Annotated in this window: 21 protein-coding genes and 1 tRNA gene; 9 read left to right on the top strand and 13 right to left on the bottom strand. The window is 60.0% G+C overall.

Annotated features, from left to right (window positions below; genetic code table 11):
* Nucleotides 1–47: 47 nt before the first annotated feature.
* A complete protein-coding gene (locus tag NKI85_RS28485; RefSeq protein ID WP_352779407.1) occupies nt 48–632 on the bottom strand; it encodes a biotin transporter BioY in 585 nt (194 codons plus the stop codon).
* Between the two features lie 114 nt (nt 633–746).
* Between NKI85_RS28485 and NKI85_RS28480 the strand changes: the two genes are divergently transcribed.
* Nucleotides 747–1,655, top strand: coding sequence for an MBL fold metallo-hydrolase (locus tag NKI85_RS28480; protein WP_352779404.1), 909 nt, complete (start codon nt 747–749; stop codon nt 1,653–1,655).
* A 13-nt stretch (nt 1,656–1,668) separates the two neighbouring features.
* Here the strand turns inward: NKI85_RS28480 and NKI85_RS28475 are convergent, their stop codons facing one another.
* Both NKI85_RS28475 and NKI85_RS28470 read right to left on the bottom strand, forming a co-directional pair.
* Nucleotides 1,669–2,454 carry a DUF1499 domain-containing protein gene (locus NKI85_RS28475; protein WP_352779401.1) on the bottom strand — a complete coding sequence of 262 codons (786 nt, stop codon included), beginning with the start codon at nt 2,452–2,454 and terminating at the stop codon, nt 1,669–1,671.
* 83 nt (nt 2,455–2,537) lie between these two features.
* On the bottom strand, nt 2,538–4,166 hold the full coding sequence (locus NKI85_RS28470) for a fatty-acid--CoA ligase (RefSeq protein ID WP_352779398.1): 1,629 nt from the start codon (nt 4,164–4,166) through the stop codon (nt 2,538–2,540).
* A gap of 177 nt (nt 4,167–4,343) precedes the next feature.
* Here NKI85_RS28470 and NKI85_RS28465 point away from each other — a divergent pair, with 177 nt between their 5' ends.
* Both NKI85_RS28465 and NKI85_RS28460 read left to right on the top strand, forming a co-directional pair.
* On the top strand, nt 4,344–4,730 hold the full coding sequence (locus NKI85_RS28465) for a hypothetical protein (RefSeq protein ID WP_352779395.1): 387 nt from the start codon (nt 4,344–4,346) through the stop codon (nt 4,728–4,730).
* 124 nt (nt 4,731–4,854) lie between these two features.
* On the top strand, nt 4,855–5,244 hold the full coding sequence (locus NKI85_RS28460) for a DUF427 domain-containing protein (RefSeq protein WP_352779392.1): 390 nt from the start codon (nt 4,855–4,857) through the stop codon (nt 5,242–5,244).
* Here NKI85_RS28460 and NKI85_RS28455 read toward each other — a convergent pair whose 3' ends face one another.
* The 7 genes from NKI85_RS28455 to ppdK all read right to left on the bottom strand — a co-directional run bounded on the left by NKI85_RS28455 (nt 5,245) and on the right by ppdK (nt 11,777).
* Entirely contained in the window at nt 5,245–5,982 is a 738-nt protein-coding gene (locus NKI85_RS28455) for a polysaccharide deacetylase family protein (protein WP_352779389.1), read from the bottom strand.
* A gap of 140 nt (nt 5,983–6,122) precedes the next feature.
* Entirely contained in the window at nt 6,123–7,226 is a 1,104-nt protein-coding gene (locus tag NKI85_RS28450) for a glycosyltransferase family 9 protein (RefSeq protein WP_352779386.1), read from the bottom strand.
* Nucleotides 7,227–7,737: 511 nt separating this feature from the next.
* Nucleotides 7,738–7,893 (bottom strand): hypothetical protein, encoded by a 156-nt coding sequence (locus tag NKI85_RS28445; protein WP_352779383.1) that lies wholly within the window; start codon nt 7,891–7,893, stop codon nt 7,738–7,740.
* Between the two features lie 159 nt (nt 7,894–8,052).
* Complete coding sequence (locus tag NKI85_RS28440) at nt 8,053–8,253, bottom strand: hypothetical protein (RefSeq protein ID WP_352779380.1); 201 nt, start codon at nt 8,251–8,253, stop codon at nt 8,053–8,055.
* A gap of 149 nt (nt 8,254–8,402) precedes the next feature.
* Nucleotides 8,403–8,585 carry a hypothetical protein gene (locus tag NKI85_RS28435; RefSeq protein WP_352779377.1) on the bottom strand — a complete coding sequence of 61 codons (183 nt, stop codon included), beginning with the start codon at nt 8,583–8,585 and terminating at the stop codon, nt 8,403–8,405.
* 139 nt (nt 8,586–8,724) lie between these two features.
* The gene (locus tag NKI85_RS28430) at nt 8,725–9,063 is read right to left on the bottom strand and encodes a hypothetical protein (protein WP_352779374.1); all 339 of its coding nucleotides are present in this window, start codon (nt 9,061–9,063) and stop codon (nt 8,725–8,727) included.
* 5 nt (nt 9,064–9,068) lie between these two features.
* Nucleotides 9,069–11,777 carry a pyruvate, phosphate dikinase gene (ppdK, locus tag NKI85_RS28425; protein WP_352779371.1) on the bottom strand — a complete coding sequence of 903 codons (2,709 nt, stop codon included), beginning with the start codon at nt 11,775–11,777 and terminating at the stop codon, nt 9,069–9,071.
* Nucleotides 11,778–11,967: 190 nt separating this feature from the next.
* Here ppdK and NKI85_RS28420 point away from each other — a divergent pair, with 190 nt between their 5' ends.
* The 4 genes from NKI85_RS28420 (at nt 11,968) to NKI85_RS28405 (ending at nt 13,791) form a co-directional block, all read left to right on the top strand.
* A complete protein-coding gene (locus NKI85_RS28420; protein ID WP_352779478.1) occupies nt 11,968–12,306 on the top strand; it encodes a VOC family protein in 339 nt (112 codons plus the stop codon).
* 126 nt (nt 12,307–12,432) lie between these two features.
* Nucleotides 12,433–12,507: transfer RNA gene (locus NKI85_RS28415), tRNA-Gln, on the top strand.
* Nucleotides 12,508–12,789: 282 nt separating this feature from the next.
* Complete coding sequence (locus NKI85_RS28410; RefSeq protein WP_352779368.1) at nt 12,790–13,158, top strand: hypothetical protein; 369 nt, start codon at nt 12,790–12,792, stop codon at nt 13,156–13,158.
* Nucleotides 13,159–13,500: 342 nt separating this feature from the next.
* Nucleotides 13,501–13,791 (top strand): hypothetical protein, encoded by a 291-nt coding sequence (locus NKI85_RS28405; RefSeq protein WP_352779365.1) that lies wholly within the window; start codon nt 13,501–13,503, stop codon nt 13,789–13,791.
* Nucleotides 13,792–13,865: 74 nt separating this feature from the next.
* On the opposite strand, the gene NKI85_RS28400 is transcribed toward NKI85_RS28405, so the two are convergent.
* The gene (locus tag NKI85_RS28400) at nt 13,866–14,843 is read right to left on the bottom strand and encodes an NAD-dependent epimerase/dehydratase family protein (RefSeq protein ID WP_352779362.1); all 978 of its coding nucleotides are present in this window, start codon (nt 14,841–14,843) and stop codon (nt 13,866–13,868) included.
* Between the two features lie 585 nt (nt 14,844–15,428).
* Between NKI85_RS28400 and NKI85_RS28395 the strand changes: the two genes are divergently transcribed.
* Complete coding sequence (locus NKI85_RS28395) at nt 15,429–16,208, top strand: O-methyltransferase (RefSeq protein WP_352779359.1); 780 nt, start codon at nt 15,429–15,431, stop codon at nt 16,206–16,208.
* A gap of 551 nt (nt 16,209–16,759) precedes the next feature.
* On the opposite strand, the gene NKI85_RS28390 is transcribed toward NKI85_RS28395, so the two are convergent.
* Nucleotides 16,760–17,185, bottom strand: a complete 426-nt coding sequence (locus tag NKI85_RS28390; protein ID WP_352779475.1) for an SUKH-3 domain-containing protein — start codon at nt 17,183–17,185, stop codon at nt 16,760–16,762.
* Between the two features lie 165 nt (nt 17,186–17,350).
* Here NKI85_RS28390 and NKI85_RS28385 point away from each other — a divergent pair.
* A protein-coding gene (locus NKI85_RS28385; RefSeq protein WP_352527421.1) for an IS5 family transposase occupies nt 17,351–18,117 on the top strand; the annotation gives its coding sequence in 2 pieces (ribosomal slippage) (nt 17,351–17,675 and nt 17,675–18,117; 768 coding nt in all).
* Nucleotides 18,118–18,410: 293 nt separating this feature from the next.
* On the opposite strand, the gene NKI85_RS28380 is transcribed toward NKI85_RS28385, so the two are convergent.
* On the bottom strand, nt 18,411–18,734 hold the full coding sequence (locus NKI85_RS28380; protein ID WP_502900734.1) for a transposase: 324 nt from the start codon (nt 18,732–18,734) through the stop codon (nt 18,411–18,413).
* Between the last annotated feature and the right edge of the window lie 178 nt (nt 18,735–18,912).

The raw sequence follows: 18,912 nt of genomic DNA, 5'->3' as shown, positions 1-18,912 counted from the left end.
CCACGAAATCCCGATCATGGCACAGCGATGCCGGTTCTTGACCGGATTCACTTCAGCAGCGACCAGGCTGCCGGCACCAGGCTCGCGGCCAGCGCAACCTTGATCAGATCGCCAACGATAAAGGGCACCACCCCGAACTGCCACGACTTTTCCGGGCCGATCAACAGCGCCAGCCAGGCAAAGCCCATCGCCATCATGACGATCTCGGCCACCAGCATCGCATTGAAGAGCTTGATAGGATGGCGATCCCAGCCACGGTCGGCAGCCCAGCCGACGATCGCCGCCATGACGACGAAGCCGGCTAGATAACCGCCGGTCGAACCGAGCATGTAAGCAATGCCGATGCCCTTTTCCGGCGTGCTCTGGAAGACTGGAACGCCCAATGCGCCCTCGGCCATGTAGAGGAGCAGCGTGGCGACGCCGAGGCGCATGCCGAAGGCGGCGGCGATCAGGAAGACAGCGAGCGTCTGCATCGAGATATCGACCGGTCCGAGCATAACCTTCGTCCTCGCCGACAAGATCAGCATTAGCGTTCCGGCGATCGCCAGCAAAATCTGTCCCGCCAGCCGGGCCGCGCCCTTTTCAGGCAGAGCGAGAGAAATAAGCGGACGCATCGTCGTTGAAATAGCCATGGTCTTCCCCGTTCCGGATTGCCGCCGAACGCGGCCTTGCGTTTCCGTATATTGGCTTCCGTGCTATGCGGCAATCGGTTTTGCCCTCCCCCCAAAAAAGGTCGCGACGTTCGCATGGCGCTGAAGTTCGATACACGCTTCGATCCGTCCTACGGCCAGGGCGTGACCGTTGCGCCTGGTATTCAACGCGTCACCGCCCCGAACCCAAGCCCGTTCACCTTTCACGGAACCAACAGTTATATCGTCGGGCGCGAGACGCTGGCGGTGATCGATCCGGGTCCGGAGGACGAGGCACATCTTCGAACGCTGCTCGATGCGATCGGGACCAGGCCGGTCAGCCACATCTTCGTCAGCCACACGCATCGCGACCATTCGCCACTGGCGGCGCGGCTGAAGCAGCACACCGGTGCGGCGGTTCTGGCGGAAGGCCGGCATCGCCCGGCGCGGCCGTTGCGCACCGGCGAGGTCAATCCCCTCGATGCCAGCGCCGACATCGAGTTCGTTCCAGACGTCGCGCTGCCGGACGATATGGTGACCGACGGTGACGGCTGGGCGATCCGGACGGTGCTGACGCCCGGCCATACCGCCAATCACGCGGCCTTCGCGCTGGAAGGAACCGGCATCCTTTTCTCGGCCGATCACGTCATGGCGTGGTCGACTTCCATCGTCGCGCCGCCGGACGGCGCCATGGCCGACTACATGACATCGCTCGATCGGCTCATCGAACGCGACGACCGGCTGCTGTTGCCCGGTCACGGCGGGCCCGTGACTGAGCCGCGCAACTTCATGCGCGGATTAAAAACGCATCGCAAAATGCGCGAACGAGCGATTCTGGAGTGGGTCAACAGCGGCGGCCGGACGATCAAGGACATGGTGGAGGCGATCTATCGCGACACCGATCCGCGCCTGCATGGCGCGGCCGGCCTGTCGGTGCTTGCCCATCTGGAAGATCTGGTGGCGCGTGGCTTGGTCCACACCGAGGGCGCGCCGGCCATAGACGGTATTTTTACGCCGGCAAAGTAGTACCCCTCGGATATCACTCGGCAGGCGCCACGCCCACCTGGCCCGCGACTTCCTGGTCGAGCTCGGCAAGGAAATCCACGATGCGCGCTGCATTGTCGCCAAGGTCGTAGCGGCCGTAACGCGCGGCCGAGCGCATATCGACGATGATTGCATCACCATCATCGGTCACACGGATGGCGACATCGGCGGGAAGGTCAAGCAGGAGGCTCTTGGCGACCGCATCGATCGTCACGTCGCTTTGCCGTGCGGCGTCGGGATATGGCGCCGCGAGCTGCCAGCCCCGCCGATCAAGCACGGTTTTGACCGCCTCCAGAACGCGATCGAAAGGCAAGGTGTAGCTGCGTCCGGTGACAAGCGGATACGCTTCGGTTTGCAGGCGCTGCTCGCCGGGCGTCGGCGGCAAAAGCTCGTTCATACCCTTTGTCCGGGTAGAAATATCGAGCGCCGGCGGGTCGTCCAAATCCGTGGAAATGTCGCGCAGCGGCGGATAGGTCGCCGCCCAATAGGCCGCGACAGCGTAAGGGATGAGCACCAGAAGCGCCAACAAGGCGCCGGCGGTCAGGTCGTGACCGCCGCGATCACCGAAATTCCACAATCGCGCAAAGGCAAACCCGGCGAACAAAAGCGCAAAGGCGGCCAGCAAGGCGACAATGCCGAGCACCCACAGGAAAGCCGGCGTCTCGACGAGATCATATCGGTGGCCGATGAGAACCGTCAGCAGCAGGACCGCGGAAAAAGCGCCGGTGCGCCGCGACCAACCGGCGGCCCTCGACGTTTGTCGCTCGGGAATTACCATCATTGTTTTCTGCGCTGCCCCAACCCGAACAAAGGCATAGTGCCTTTCAGCGGCGGCTTGAAGGCGAAAAGACCCCGCATCTCCGGTCAATCTGTCGGCAGGTGATAATCCCGGAACTGCTCGCGCAAGGTAATCTTCTGAATCTTGCCGGCAGCGGTGTGTGGGATTTCGCCGACAAAGGCGACGTCGTCCGGCATCCACCACTTCGCCACCTTGCCATCCATGAAAGCCAGGATGTCCGTCTTGGTCGGCTCTCTGCCCGGCTTGCGGACGATCACGAGTAAAGGCCGCTCGCCCCATTTGGAATGCGGAATGCCGATTGCGGCGGCCTCCGCCACGTCCGGATGGCCGACCGCGAGGTTCTCGAGTTCGATGGTCGAGATCCACTCACCACCCGACTTGATCACGTCCTTGGCGCGATCGGTGATCTGCATGTAGCCGCCGGGGTCGATGTGCGCGACGTCACCGGTATCGAACCAGCCTTGTTCATCGAACTGTTCGGATCCGACACCGTCATAATAGGCGCGTGCGACGGCCGGCCCGCGGACCTTGAGCCGGCCGAAGGTCTTGCCATCCCATGGCAGTTCGTTGTCGCTGTCGTCCGTCACCTTCATTTCGATGCCGAACGGCGTAAAGCCCTGCTTCTGCTGGACGTCGAGGCGGGCGTCGCCCTTCAGCCCGGCATAGTCCGGCTTCAGGGTGCACAGCGTGCCGAGCGGCGACATCTCGGTCATGCCCCAGGCGTGGACGACCTGGACATAGTAATCGTCCTGGAACTTCGTCGTGAGCGCGCGTGGACAGGACGAGCCGCCGATGACGACTTTCTGCAGATAAGGTAGCTTCTTGCCGGTCTCCTCCAGATGCTGGAGGAGCATCATCCACACCGTCGGCACGGCGGCGCTGAAGGTCACCTTCTCGGTGTCGAGCAGCTCGTAGAGCGAAGCGCCATCCATCTTGCAGCCGGGCATGACCAGCTTGGCGCCGATCATCGGCGCGCTCTGGGCAAGGCCCCAGGCGTTGGCGTGAAACATCGGCACGACCGGCAATATGGTATCGCGTGACGACAGACCCATGGCGTCGGGCATTGCGGCGATCATGGCGTGCAGCACGTTCGAACGATGGCTGTAGAGGACGCCCTTCGGGTCGCCCGTCGTGCCCGAGGTGTAGCACATGCCGGCGGCGGTGTTTTCATCGAATGTCTTCCAGGCGAAGTTGCCGTGGGCTTCAGCAAGCCATTCTTCATAGGCGACGACCTTGGGTAGCGCAGTCTCCGGCAAATGCGCCTTGTCAGTCAGCACGATAACCTGCTTCAGCGATTTGACCGCGCCGGCGATCTTTTCGAGCAGCGGCAGGAAGGTCAGGTCGACGAAGATCGCCTTATCCTCGGCATTGTTCATGATCCAGGTGATCTGCTCGGGAAAGAGCCGCGGGTTGAGCGTGTGATAGATCGCGCCGACACCCATGATGCCATACCAGGCCTCGATGTGGCGCGCGGTGTTCCAGGCCAGTGTTGCGATGCGGTCGCCAAGCCCGAAGCCGTCTCGCTCGAGCCTCTCGGCGACCTTCAGGGCACGATGATGGATTTGGGCATATGTGCTGCGCACGATCGGCCCCTCGATCGTGCGCGACACGATCTCGCGTCTGCCGTGCTGCCTCTCGGCGTTGTCGATCAGCTTGTGGCAAAGCAGCGGCCATTCCTGCATCAGCCCGAGCATCTTGTTCCTCCCGTGATTTTTTGCGCCATTGTGGGACGAACCGGCGGATTGTCCAGCCATGACCGGGCTGGAGCGGTGCATAGACCGAAATAAGGCCGAATTCGCCACAATCCGGCCATGCTCGGCGTTAACGTTGATTAATGGGTGGGGCGCGATTGGCGAATGAAAGAGGTTCGCATGGACGCGCAGCTCGACGACAAAGCCCTCGAAGATACGCTTGCCGAAAGCCTGGCTGATCTGGTGGCGACCGATGTGGCGCCGGCCGATCTGGTTCCCGACGGCAAAACCGTTTCCGAAGATGAATTCGTCAAGGTCGTCGGCGGCGCCCTCGAAGCGGTCGGCGGCACGCTCTTGTTCAAGATGTGCGTCGAGAACGAGGGCGAAGCCCAGCACGTCGCCGCCGCCTGCGTCGGCGATAGTGGCAATCGCCAGTTCCTGCTGCTCACCTTGCCGACCAGCGGCGGCGCGCTGAAGGTCGAGACCACCTCGAAAAGCACCAATCCGGTGGCCGGCATTGCCGCCGCCTATGCCGGGCTGATGGAAGCATTCCAGGCCGCCGCCTGAGTTTTCGGCGAAGCGGAAGAAAGAGGCGAGACGTTCGCCGCGGGCGACGCTTTGGCGTCGTGGCTGCAGATCTTGCGTGACGCGCCTGCCAGACACACTTTAGGTCGAGGCAAGGAGATCCGACATGGACCAGATCGCAAACCCGTCATCCGGCTTTCAGCACAATCCGGGCAAGATCATCACCGTCGAGCCTTATAAAGGCACGGTGACGGTGCGCGCCGGCGATGTCATGATCGCCTCGTCCACCAAGGTCAAGGTGCTGACCGAACCTCCATACCTCCCTGTTTTCTACATTCCGTTCGACGATATCGACTTCAAGCAGCTTGGCAAGACCGAGCTCTCGACTCATTGCCCCTACAAGGGCGATGCCAGCTATTGGAGCGTGCTGCCCGCCGGCGATGCAGGCAAGGATGCGATGTGGGCCTATGAGCAGCCCTTCGACGAGATGGCGGACATCCGCGATCACGGCGCGTTCTATCCAAACAAGGTGATCATTGAGGCCACGCCCGACTGATCAGTCGGTGGTGCCTTCATCGCCAACACCGTCGGCATCGTCGAGCCGCACGAAGGTAAGGCCTTTCTCCTTCAGCGCCAGAAGCCCCTGCACCACGCCTTCGCCGGCCGCATGGGTCGGCTGGTTGATGTGAGCGATGATGACGTCGCCGTCCTTTGCCGCGGCAATGCGCCGGGCGGTCTCTTTTGCACCGAGCAACGAGCCGTCGTCGCCGTTGATCGAGAATCCGGCGACCTTGAAGCGAAGCTTGCGTATCATTGCGATTGCCGACGGGCTGTATTCGGCGGTTGCGCCGCGAAACCATTTCGGCGCCGGTTCGCCGGTCACGGCAAGAGCGGCGGCGCCGGATTCGACTTCGGCCAGCACGGCCTCCGGGCTGCCGGCACTGCGAATGCCGTAGATCTTTTGCGGCGTGTCGACGGCCGGGACGTGACGGCCGCCATGATTTTCCAATTCGAACAGTTCGGGATGCGCCCGCATGATCTCGACGGCGGCGGCGTTGTGCTTCAGCCAGATGCCAGTAACGAAAATGGTGGCGGGAATCTTGTTTTCCACCAGTGCTGAGAGAATCCGCGTGTCGGTCTTCCCGCCGCAGGCATCGAACGTTAGCGCGACGCGGCCGCTGCCGGCTTGGGGCTTGATGTACAGCGTCGGTTCGACGAGCAACTGGGCGTTGCCGGGCGAGACAGCCCACAGCGATATCGCAACTGCGCAAAAATGCTTTCGGAACAGGCGCATTGATTGTTTCCAGGTCGGCCAGATCAAAGTTGAAGCGGCGACCCCAAGACCGGCATCAAGGCGGAAATCGGGACGATGCCCCTGCAAAAACGTCGGCAGCGGCAATTTGACCGCGGGCCTGACCTTTGGCAAGCGCGAGGTCACAATGCGTGCTCCACGTCCTTAACCGTACGTGAAAGGATCGCGCGCACCGCATCGACAACCGCTTTGACCTCTAGCCGCCAGACGCAGCAAGCCTTGCTCGGATCGGGCCGGCGGCACAGGTCCCTGGCTATGCACTCGCAAGGCATGGAGGGCCGCAGCGTAACATTGGCCACACCGACAGGACCCCACACGGCCGGCTCGGTCAGGCCGAAGAGGCCGACAACCGGCGTTCCCGCGGCGGCGGCCATGTGCATCGGGCCACTCTCGTTCCCCAAAAACAGGCGTGCCTGTCCGAGGACCGCCAGCAGCGTTGCAAGCGACAGCGCCCCGACGACGTTGACGACCGGCGAAGCGGCCTTGGCGATGATGCGCTCGGCAGATGCTCGTTCATCGGGGCCACCGACAAGCAGGAAGTCCAAACCGGTCTGCCGCGAAATCTCGTCGATCGCCAGCGCAAAACGTTCCGGCTGCCATTGCCGCCCCCGGAAGCTCGCTCCCGCATGAACGGCTATGAAGGCGTTACGCCGAAGGTGATGCCGGTCGAGGAGCGCCAACGCCCTGGCGGTCTCCAACGCCAGCGGCTGAATCGTTGGGACCTGCGCACGCAACTCCACGCCAAGCGCCTCAAGCGGCGAAAGATAGCGGTAGAGATAATGCTGACCACCAAAGCCAAACGGCTTGGCTGCGACGTTGGCGGGCTGGCGTTCCAGCCAGCGCAACGGTTTTTCGGGAGGATCGTATCCGACGCGGGTCTTGGCATTGACGAGCCTCACAATGATGCGTGAGGTTTTGGAATCAGCCAGGTCGATAGTCAGGTCAAATCGGAACCGGCGCAGAGCGCGCACCATCGCATAAAGCTCGCTGCCACGTTCCAGAGGGGTGCCACGCATCCGTACGCGCCGGAACGCCACCACGTCCGAGGCGATGCCATGAGCCATCAGGAAACTGGCAAAGCTCGCCTCGCAAAGGAATACGATCCTGGCCCTTGGATATTGGAGGCGCAGGTTACTGGCGAGCGCGGCGGCGAGGACAAGATCGCCGATGAATTTCGTCTGGAGGATCAGAATCGAGCGGACGTTTGAGGGCGGGTTCTGCAACATCTGTTTTCTGGCACCGGAGCGGGTTCGGGAGCCGGAAACTGGGCAGAAACGATGTCGGGATTTGGAGCCGTCACGCGCACGTTCGCGTGAATTTGGTTACAAATCGGTAAGGTCAGATGCTGGTGGACCTTATTCGCGACCAGTCTTTGCAGCCTGCACCGCCGCCTGCGCGGCGCGTCTATCGGTTCCAGATTGACCAGACCAAAGTCGAAGCGGCGATCCCAAAACCGGCGTCAAGGCGCCAGGTCAGTGTGTGCTGCACGGTCTTAGCCGTGCATGAAAGGGCTCGCGCAGGTGCGCCAACAACCGGTTGACCTCAGCCGTCAGACGCAAGCTTTGTTCGCACCGGCCAGCGGCACGCTCCCCTTGGCACACATACTGTAAGACAGGTCAAACGCGGTCCTCACGACAGACTACTCCCACCCGAAGCTGCGGCTCATTCTATCGTCGTATGCGCCCCGCACTGAGCACTGATCATGCTGCATGACTTATTAGTTTACCGAGGGTTGTCCTATGGCTTTTCCTGCCCTTGAGACTTCGAGCACCAGACAAAATACAGCGAGCCCATCTTCATCACAGGCACACGCCGGTCGCGTTCGCGGGTTCGCAATTCGCAATAGGTCTTCAATTTCAAGGTGCCGCCCGGCAACCTGATACGCACTGCCATCGGTCCAACTCCCGTTGTGCAACGCAGCAATTGTGTGCAATGCGGTAACTAGAGACCTTCCGTTACGGAAGAGTCAACAGCGGCTTCATCAACTTTTCTTGGGCCGGAAGGCAGAGCCCGGTGAGGAGGCGCCTCGCCAAGCCGCGAGCGTCAGGTGGGTCAGCCCAGCGGCTGATCATTGACGGCGCTTTGCCGGTTCGACCACCAGGTGAAATAGATCCGGCCGATCTTGACGACGGGTATGCGGCGGGCGCGCTCGCGGTCGCGCAATTCGCGGTACACCTTCACCTTCAGCGTGCCGCCAGGCATCCTGATACGCACCGCCATCGATTCCGCCGCCCCTATTGTGCAATGCAGCATCAGAGACCTTCCGTAGCGCAAGAGTCAACGCTTGCCCGCTGACATTTTCTGGGACTAGTTGAGAGGTCTTCGGAGGTTTAGGCACGCACGGCGGTTCCTGATCCCGCACGGAGGCGTCAGTGCCCAGTCGGGATCGTCGGGTGCGCGGGCTATTTCCTGGGCGAGGACTTGTTGGGCGAGGATGGGCGATCGGACATGCCGCTCGGCCACCAGATGACGAAGTAACTGCCGACCTGCCAAACCGGCACCTCGCGCTTCTGCTCGCGCCGCCGCAGCTCGTCCCTTTTCTTGATCTTCAAGGTCCCGCCCGGAAGCCTGATTCTTATCGTCACGTTTCCTCCCGTACCCCCCAAGGTACGAACGATAGACGGGAACAGTTTCATCCCGGCTAAGCAATTTCGTCGAGGTCAAGCAATTTCGGGGCCGATAGACGCGGCGCGGCGGAACGGAGCGAGATCGCCGGAACCGGCTTCATTTGAAGAAATCTGCAATGCCGTTGATGGCCAGCACCGCATAGACGATCGGTCCGGCGATAAACGCACAATAGAGGCAGAGGATCGCCGCCAGAACCAGCAGCAGCGGCTTGTCGCGGCCGACCGCGCGGAGTTCGGACATCACCATCCAGCGCGCCGCAGCCGTTTGTTCATCATCAGACATGTGCAACCATCCCGTGCTCTTTTCACATGGCCGGTTGAAAACATCAACATAGCCTTGCTGCGCGGAGGGATCCACCAGACAGTGCAATATTCTTGCTGTGCATCCAAAGGGGCGCGATGCCCCAAGCTCGGCGTCAGGCAGTTCCGTGGTCACCGTGCTTATCTGTCCGAATCCCTTCGATCAGATTTATTAAGGTCCCCGGCTTTCGCAGCCAGTACCGCCGCCTGCGCGGCAGCCAGCCTGGCAATTGGCACCCGGTAGGGTGAGCACGAGACGTAGTCGAGCCCGACCTTTTCACAGAAATGGATCGAGGCCGGGTCGCCGCCATGCTCGCCGCAAATACCGAGCTTGATGTCCGGCCGCGTCGCCCTGCCCTTCTCTGCCGCCATCCGCACCAGCTCGCCGACGCCGTCTATGTCAAGCGACACGAACGGATCCTGCTCGATGATGCCTTTTTTCCGGTAAGTCTCGAGAAACGAAGCCGCATCGTCGCGCGAGATGCCAAACGTGGTCTGGGTCAGATCGTTGGTGCCGAAGGAGAAGAATTCGGCCGCCTCGGCGATGACGTGGGCGCGGATCGCGGCACGCGGCAGTTCGATCATCGTGCCTGTCAGATAATCGATCCTGACGCCGGTCTCCTGCATCACGCTTTTGGCGACGGCGTCGATGCGAGCCTTGACGAAGTCGAGTTCCTTCACCAGCCCCACCAGCGGCACCATGATCTCCGGGACCACCAGCGCACCGGCCTTCCTGCCGGCCTCGATGGCCGCCTCGAAAATGGCGCGCGCCTGCATCTCGGCGATCTCGGGATAGGAGACGGCAAGCCGGCAACCGCGATGGCCGAGCATCGGATTGAACTCGTGCAGCGCCTCGGTGCGGCGCCGGAGCTTGTCCGGGGACACGTTCATGGCAGCGGCCACCTCGGCCACCTCCTCTTCGGATTTTGGCAGGAATTCGTGCAGCGGCGGATCGAGCAGGCGGATCGTCACCGGCAGCCCGGCCATGATCTCGAACAGTTCGAGGAAATCCGAGCGCTGCATCGGCAACAGCTTGGCCAGCGCCGTTCGCCGGTCCTTTTCCGTATCGGCCAGGATCATCTCGCGCATGGCAATGATGCGATCGCCGTCGAAGAACATGTGCTCGGTGCGGCAAAGCCCGATGCCTTCGGCGCCGAAGGAGCGCGCCATGCGCGCATCGAGCGGGGTCTCGGCATTGGTGCGTACCTTCATGCGGCGCGCGCCGTCGGCCCATTCCATGATGGCGGCGAAATCGCCCGAGAGTTCGGGCTGCAGCATCGGCACGGCGCCCTTCAGCACCTGGCCGTTGGAGCCGTCGATGGTGATGATGTCGCCCTTGCGGAAGGTCGCTCCCATCGCCATCAGCGTGCCGGCTTTGTAGTCGACGCGCAGCGAGCCGGCTCCTGAGACGCAAGGCTTGCCCATGCCGCGCGCCACCACGGCGGCGTGGCTGGTCATGCCGCCGCGCGTTGTCAGGATGCCTTCGGCCGCATGCATGCCGTGAATGTCCTCGGGGCTGGTCTCGATGCGCACCAGGATCGCCTTGCGGCCTTGCGCCTTGGCCTCCTCGGCGTCATTGGAGGAAAAGACGACCTCGCCGGTGGCAGCACCCGGCGAAGCCGGCAGGCCGACGCCGATGATGTCGCGCGCCGCCTTCGGATCAATCGTCGGATGCAGCAACTGATCGAGCGAGGCCGGATCAATGCGGGCGACGGCCTCCTCCTTCGAAATCAGTCCATCCCTGGCCATGTCGACGGCAATCTTCAGCGCCGCTTTGGCGGTGCGCTTGCCGGACCTGGTCTGCAGCATCCATAATTTGCCGCGTTCGATGGTGAATTCGAGATCCTGCATGTCGCGGTAGTGCTTTTCCAGGCGGTCGGAGATGCTGACGAAAGCCTGGAAGGCGTCCGGCATCAGCTTCTGCAGCGACGGCTTGTCGGAGCCGGCGGCAATGCGCGCCGCCTCGGTGATGTTCTGCGGCGTGCGGATGCCGGCAACGACGTCCTCGCCCTGGGCGTTGACCAGGAACTCGCCATAAAGCTGCTTTTCGCCGGTCGACGGATTGCGGGTGAAGGCGACGCCGGTGGCCGAGGTGTCGCCCATATTGCCGAAGACCATGGCCTGGACGTTGACCGCCGTGCCCCAGCTTTCGGGAATGTCGTGCAGGCGCCGGTAGGTGATGGCGCGGTTGTTCATCCAACTGGAAAACACCGCGCCGATGGCGCCCCAGAGCTGTTCGTGCGGATCCTGTGGAAAGGGCTTGCCGAGCTCCTCCTCGACCTTGGCCTTGTAGAGCGCGATCACGCCTTGCCATTCGATGGCGGTCAGCTCGGTGTCGAGCTCATGGCCGAGGCCGCCCTTCTGGTCTTCGAGGATTTCCTCGAACACCTCATGGTCGAGGCCCATGACGACATCGGAATACATCTGGATGAAACGGCGGTAGCTGTCATAGGCAAAGCGCGGATCGCCTGAATCGGCGGCCAAGGCTTCGACCGTTTCGTCGTTCAGGCCGAGATTGAGCACGGTGTCCATCATGCCTGGCATCGAGGCGCGCGCACCTGAGCGAACCGACACCAAAAGCAGTTTCGAGGGATCGCCGAAACGGCGCCCGGTCAGCCGACCGATATGGTCGAGCGCGACCGCAACGTCCGCTTCCAGCGAAGCCGGGTACGTGTGGCCGTTGGCGTAATAGGCGTTGCAGACCTCGGTGGTGATGGTGAAGCCCGGCGGCACCGGCAGGCCCAGGCTGCACATTTCGGCCAGGTTGGCGCCCTTGCCGCCGAGCAGATTGCGGTCGCCGGCACGGCCTTCCGCGGCGCCGTCGCCAAAGGTGTAGACCCACTTGGTCATGCTTGCTCCCCGGTTGCAGGAGATTGGAAATACTGACAAATCGAGCGATATGATGCTGCAGTGCGAAAGGCAAGACATCGACCAAGCCGGCCGGCCACTACAATCGATTAATGAAAAGCGGCGCCCAAAAGACTTGCTTTTAGAAAGCTTATTATCGAACATAAAGAGAACAAAAAGGCAGAACGATGAGATGACCGGAAAGCTCGACTATCTGGAAATTCCGGCGACGGGCGGAACGCTGGACAGGGTGAAGGCTTTCTACAGTGCGGCCTTCTCCTGGTCGTTCGCCGATTACGGGCCGACCTATTCAGCCTTTGCCGAAGGGCTGGACGACGGTTTTCAGCCGGATGCCGAAGATGCGCCGTCCAAGCCGTTGCCCGTGGTCTATTCCGAAAAGCTGGAGGAAATATTGAGCGCCTTCGAGAATAGGGGCGGCACCATCATCAAGCCGATCTTTTCATTTCCGGGCGGCAGGCGGTTCCAATTCAAAGATCCTGCCGGTAATGAGATGGCGGTCTGGAGCCAATAGCCGCGCATCCAAAGCGACGATTGCAAACGAGACCGGCAGACCAAAAACAAGCGTTTGGTATCTTCGCCGTTGAGGTTTCCCACGGCTCGTCTTATAAGGCCGCGCAGCGGGCATGTTCTCGGCTGGTGGGGCGTCGCCAAGTGGTAAGGCATCGGTTTTTGGTACCGACATTCCCAGGTTCGAATCCTGGCGCCCCAGCCACGCTCAACGGGTCCGTTCCGGACACCATCTATCCGGAATGAACTGTCACCCATCTCTGGGGAAGGGCACGGTCCACTCTGGACGGGAAATCTGTGCCCCATCGAGGATCGCGAGTTCATTGTGGCAGCGCACAATTAGTTTAGTTGATTTTCGAAGCTTCGAATGCGATCTTGGAGAAAGATAGAGCCTCGTCCCCGACCTCATACTGGACTCGGCGCGACATTTCCGAGTCGAGGTTTGCCCACCACAGTTCAACCGCAACAGTTCATTTGTTGGAACAGAATGAGATTGCAGTCGACCTCCGAAAGAATAGCCTTTTTTGTCATGCTGCTTGCCGCACTTGCGATTGCGCTTCTACCGGTGCAGCGTCTTGAAGAATTCGGACTCGATGTCGGTTTTCACTATGATAAGCTGAATCACGCCACTGCTTTCGTCGTGCTGACATTTGTTGGCGGCCTCGGATGGCCGGAACGCAAAGCGAACTTGATTCTCTTCCTCGTCTTGGTTGACGCTGCGATAGAGGTCCTTCAAGGTACGGCCTTGATAAGGCGGGATTTTGATGGGCTTGACTTTGCTGCCGATTGCATTGGCATTGCATGCGGTCTGGCGGCGGTCAGCTGTGCCAGCTCGCTTGTTGGTCGGGCCACTTGAGGGCTGATTATAGACCAGTTCCCTTTCGAGAGCATGCAAGCCGAGGTCGTGCCCGCCGACAGCCAAAGACCGGCGCAATTCGCGGCCGCTAGGAAAGCCCGGCTGAGTATCTATGCTTAATTGCTTTCCGTGACGGCAAATACAGCCGCTTATGTATGAACCATGGGGCAATCAGGTATGTCTTGGCGGTTGTATGCCGTTCTAGCTATGTTTTTCGCGCTGTTTACATGGGGCATCCTTACCCTCCTGCAGGCAAATGACCACAAACGATCCTCGCCGGTCAGAGTCGATGGCCCTGTAGCTTTTAGTGGCACGCTCCTCATAAAGGATATTAGAGACATCATGGTCGGTTCCAAGCACGTGATCTTGTGCGGCGCAACTTTCACGAAACCGGCTGGGATGAGCAGCCTTGTGTCCGAAGCGGCAAGGGAGCGGTTCCCGCCGCAGATGGTCACCTGCAAGCCAGTGGGACTCGGCACGCCGTGTGACGGCCTTGTCGCCCCAAGCCTCAACAAATTTGTCGTCGCTCAATGTTTTACTGAGAAAGGGGCCGATCTCGCGGAACAACTAATAAGCCAAGGCTTTTTGTGCGGCCAGCCAGAGAATTCCAACGGACATTACAAGCGTTGCTAGTGGGCTTGGGATTGTATGGAGCAGTAGTTCTTATCTTTGGCGTGTCGATTTGCTCGATGGCCTTGGCTTCATTGTCACAGTCCTCCTGTCCATTCTGATTGATACCAGTTTACGAACTTGCCCAGGCCGATCTCCAGTGAAGTTCGCGGTTTGAATCCAAAGTCTTGCTCCAACAATGTCATGTCGGCAAAGGTCCGCGCCACATCGCCGGGCTGCATGGTCTCGGATTGGCGGTTTGCCTTTACACCCAACAGTCTTTCCAGGATATCAATGAAGTCGCCGAGCCGAGCTGGCTGGTTGTTCCCAACATTGTAGATTCTGCCGGGCGGAGCGTCTGTCAAAGGCGGCTTGTCAACCACGGCAATAACCGCCTCCACGACGTCGTCTATGTAGGTGAAATCGCGCCGCATCTCGCCGTTGTTGAACACGCGGATCGGCTTGCCTTCAAGTATGGCCTTGGTGAATATCCAATAGGCCATGTCAGGCCGGCCCCAGGGACCATAGACCGTAAAAAATCTCAGACCGGTCTGCCGCAGACCAAATAGATGAGCGTAGGTGTGGCTCATCAATTCATCCGACCTTTTGGTGGCCGCGTAAAGCGAGACCGGATTATCGACCCGATCGCTCTCGCTGAACGGCACTTTCTGGTTGCCCCCGTAAACCGAGCTCGATGACGCATAGACCAAGTGCTCAAAGCCGGGGCAGCCACGACAAAATTCTAGAACCTCAAGGTGACCGCTGATGTTGGACCGGATATAGGCTCGGGGATTTTCTAGCGAATAGCGCACCCCAGCTTGTGCCGCGAGATGAACGACCTTGGTTATGTTCTGCCCGCTTAGAGCTCGCGCAAGAGCCATGGGCTCCGCGATATCAATTTCAAGAAAGGAAAACCTCGAGGCTGCGGCCAAGCGCGCCAGCCGTGCTCTCTTCAGTCTCGGCTCATAATAGTCGTTCACATTGTCCACCCCCAGAACGTCGTCGCCACGTTCCAGAAGCTTAAGACAAACGTGGCTTCCAATAAAGCCAGCTGCACCTGTGACTAAGATCGGCAAGTGAAACCCTCTCGACGACACAATTGACGCACCTAGAACAGGTGGGCCTTGCGGAGCGCGCTAGGTACCATCGCTCGTTCAGCGATTCAATCGGTGCGGCCTCAATTAGGCTGTTCGCAATTTTCGACTTTGCGGTACTGATCAATCAACCAGTTTTGCCGTGCGCCGAATCGGAAGTGCCGCCCGAGGGGGATTTGATCACCGCAGATCCACGATCCACGCCCCCACACAACCTTGGCCATATTGCCAAACCACCTGCTCGAACTTCAGATTTGTGTCGCGACCCTGCACTGCGTCAGTACCTTCAATGCATCCATGGCACTGGCTGAGTGACGCGACGCGCAATTTGGCTACCGCGGAGCTACACTTTCCAGGAAAGATCATATTTTAGCCAACGGCGGTGTCGATGGGGCGGGGTTCGGACACGGTTCGTCAGGATTTGCGTTTTATGGCGTCTATGTTGATGGCGCGCTTGCCAATGTGGCAAACTGTCTGGGGCTGCGCTACATGGTCACCTTCTTGCCGGGGTTGCCAATCGACGCCGCTCATGGAAAGGAGGGCTGACTTCGTCAGAGGGGCGGCGCTATGCTTAAACTTGCCGACAAAATCATCAGGCGCCTCGTGCAGGCGCCGCTGAAGCAGATTCTCAAGACGCCGCAGAAAGTGGTCGTCAGACGAGCTATGCCTGGATCATGGTGGGCCTCGAGACTCCCGTCTCTTGACCGACAAATTATTTCGACTTTCAACGAAATCGAAGCAATTGCGACCGAGACCCAAAGCTTGGGTGAAAAGCCGCTGTGGGAAGGCTTCTCACAAGTCAAAAACTATCCTACAAACACAACGACTGGCCGCACGTCCAACCAAGTCCGCACAAGCTCTGACGTCGGCAACTTTTATGCCTGGGCCGCAATAGACAAAAAGCCAAATCTGATAGTTGAATTCGGAACTGCTTTCGGCGTTTCTGGCATGTACTGGCTGGCCGGTATCGAGGCAAATGGCAGTGGCCACCTGCTCACATTCGAGCCGAATCATGCATGGGCTGACATTGCCAAATCGAACCTATCCCGGATCAGCGACAAGTTCACTCTCACGATCGGGACGTTTGAAGACAATCTTGCCGTCGTGGATCAATTTCCCGCGAAGATAGACATGGCATTTATAGACGCCATTCACACCAGTGAGTTCGTGTTCGCGCAACTCGATCTGGTCGAGCGGCGCTGCGCGCCAGGCGCCATTATTATCCTAGACGACATCACTTTTTCGGACGACATGCGCGCCTGTTGGAAGGCGGTCTCCCAGCGCACCCGTTATGCTGCTGTTGCGGAAATCGGCGGCCGATCCGGGTTGATTGAGCTGGCGCAATAAAGCCGGTCTTCGAGCGGTGGAAGATGACGCCGGAACACATATGGCTGATTCTCAGTACTTCGCGTTAGGTGGTCCCGGCGTAGTATGATGTCCATACTCAGCTTGGTTGACATGGAACGAGAAGCAGGTTCGAGCCGATCCGGTTGGGTGCCACGCTGACCGTCTATGGGCCGATTTGTACCGCCGCCCCCGCAGGGTAATGGATTGACAGCGCTCACCGTCTAAGCCGAAGCTACTCCAGCACATTCGCCGTCGCGATCCTTCGCGTCGGGAAGTGGCTGGGTTGCGCAGCCGGGGCAGCGTCGACCGACTTTGACGCAGCCTCAGTAGTGGGTGCTTTCGCACAGTATCGAAGCTGCCCAAGCACATGGCGTCCGTTCCGTCGTCGACCTTCAGACCTCGATCAAACCTTTCTCGAAGAAGTACAAGCAGTCGAGGCTCTGCACCTCGACCGCCAACCCCGAAAAACATTTGCAGACGTTGACGCAATACTAGGCCGTGAACTCATAAATGCGGAATGACCGAGATGGGGTGGAAAGCAGTCGGCCGCCCTATCCCGTCTTCAGTTCCCCAATGCTCATGATTTGAGGGCTTCCACGCAGAAGCACCTCTCCATCATGTGATGGCAGAAGCAGGGGTGATGCCTTTCGGCCTAGCAGGGCGCGCTCCATGGCGTCACCAAAAGTGCGCCTCATTAAGCCGATGCCGCTCATCATCGGGGACACCACAAATACCCGGCCCCCACTATCGATATACAGGCTTTGGTGATGGTTATGAGCTGTGGCAAAGCAAGCCAACTCCGTCTGAAGCAAGTCTCCAATCTCGGCAATCTCTCGGTAGCCTTCATGTGGGGACCAACAGAAGACGACATCGCTCCGGGCGCATTCCATGCCACGGCCGAGCTCGCCGACATTGAGGCCGCCGAACTCGCTGAGAATGGCAGCCACGGGATGACTAGCCGGGACCTCTGGAGACATGGGCACTTTGCGCCCAGGAAACCATCCGGCTGCGGCAAAGATCGGCAAAACAGCGGTCGGCAGAGTTGTCATTCTGAATTTATCGTCGGTAGTTTCAAGGTCCGCAATGGGTTGTTTTCCGACTGGCGGCTTTCATATTGCGGCGCAATCTGATTCAGGCTCCGCATGAGCCGATATGACCTGACCGACTTCGAGTGGCGCGTGATCGAGCCGCTGTTGCCCAACAAGCCGCGAGGAGTGCCGCGCGTCGATGACCGGCGGGTGCTCAACGGCATCTTCTGGGTGCTGCGATCCGGTGCGCCATGGCGCGATCTGCCAGAGCGATACGGCCCACGCACCACCTGCTACAACCGCTTTGTCCGATGGCGGAAAGCAGGTGTTTGGGACCGCCTCATGGCCGACATTACCAAAACCCATGACGGCGAGGTGCAGATGATTGACACCTCCATTGTTCGCGTCCATCAGCAGGGCGCGACGGCAAAAAGGGGGGTCGAGATTATTGTCTCGGTCGTTCTCGAGGCGGGCTGACAACCAAAATCCATGCTCTTGTCGACGCCCAAGGGAGGCCGATCAAACTAACGCTGACGGCAGGCCAGAAGAGCGACATCGCCTCCGCAGTCGACTTGATCAGGGATTTGCCCGAGGGTGCCATGCTGCTCGCCGACAAGGGCTACGATGCGAACGCCCTGCGCACGGCCATCACCGAGCGAAAGGCTTGGGCCAACATCCCGCCCAAGGCCAACCGCAAGGACCCGATCTGCTTCAGTCCCTTCCTCTATAAGGCGCGCAACCTGGTAGAGCGCTTCTTCAATAAAGCCAAGCAGTTCCGGCGGATCGCGACACGCTACGACAAGCTGGCAGAAAACTATCTTGCTGCCCTCAAACTCGTGTCAATTCGCATCTGGCTACGCAGTAATGAGTCTACGCCCTAGTCTTCCACGAGCTAGCTGTTGAGGTTTTCATGGGCTTGGGTTAGTCAGGTCAAAGGGCGCGGCCTTAGCCGGTTCGAGTGGGTCCGTCACAGACCGCTTGTTCGCTCGTCGGATTTGTAACCCCGAGCCGCCTGCCCCCCCTTTTTCACGACCGGTTCGGATGAATGATGTCCATGTCTGGTGAGAACGAACCTCTCGACGGAGACGAAGGCCCATCATTGTGGCTTCTGGTCATCATCGTCGTGATATTTGGTCCGATCGTCTGGTGGCTGATCAGCTAGAGCGTCGGACGTTCATGTGAGTCCATATCCTGCGGCGGAGAAGTAGTTTCTGCATTCTGTTGGGGGGAAGAGATTGCAGATGTCGCCGATGGCCTGCCACAGGGCGTCGATGGTTCTGACGGCCTTTGCGCGCAGATGCGCCTTGACCTTGGCGAAGGCCATTTCGATCGGCAGAAAGAGAAGCCATGCGCCCTTGGCCCGGATCGCTGCCTCGGCGGCCGGGCTCTTGTGGGCAGCGAGATTGTCGAGAATGACGACATCGCTCTTTGCCAACGTCGAAGCGAGCTGCGTTTCGACATGAGTCTCGAAGATGCGCCGGTTCATCGTAAGCGCCACGCCGCTCCCCTCGTGCGGGGCATGAGGTGAATGTGCGAAGAATCCTCCCGATCGCGAGAGACGGAGGGCCTACGAGGGAGCAGACGGCAAAATGGACGTCGATTTGGACGTCCCAACAGCTGGCTACGCAGGCCGGCTCGAGGTTCTGGAAGGTCCAACGGGACGGCGGGTTCGCTCG

Origin of the sequence: Mesorhizobium sp. M0571 (genome assembly GCF_040320985.1) — a bacterium.
Lineage (GTDB): Bacteria > Pseudomonadota > Alphaproteobacteria > Rhizobiales > Rhizobiaceae > Mesorhizobium.
This window is presented reverse-complemented; position numbering and strand designations above follow the sequence as displayed.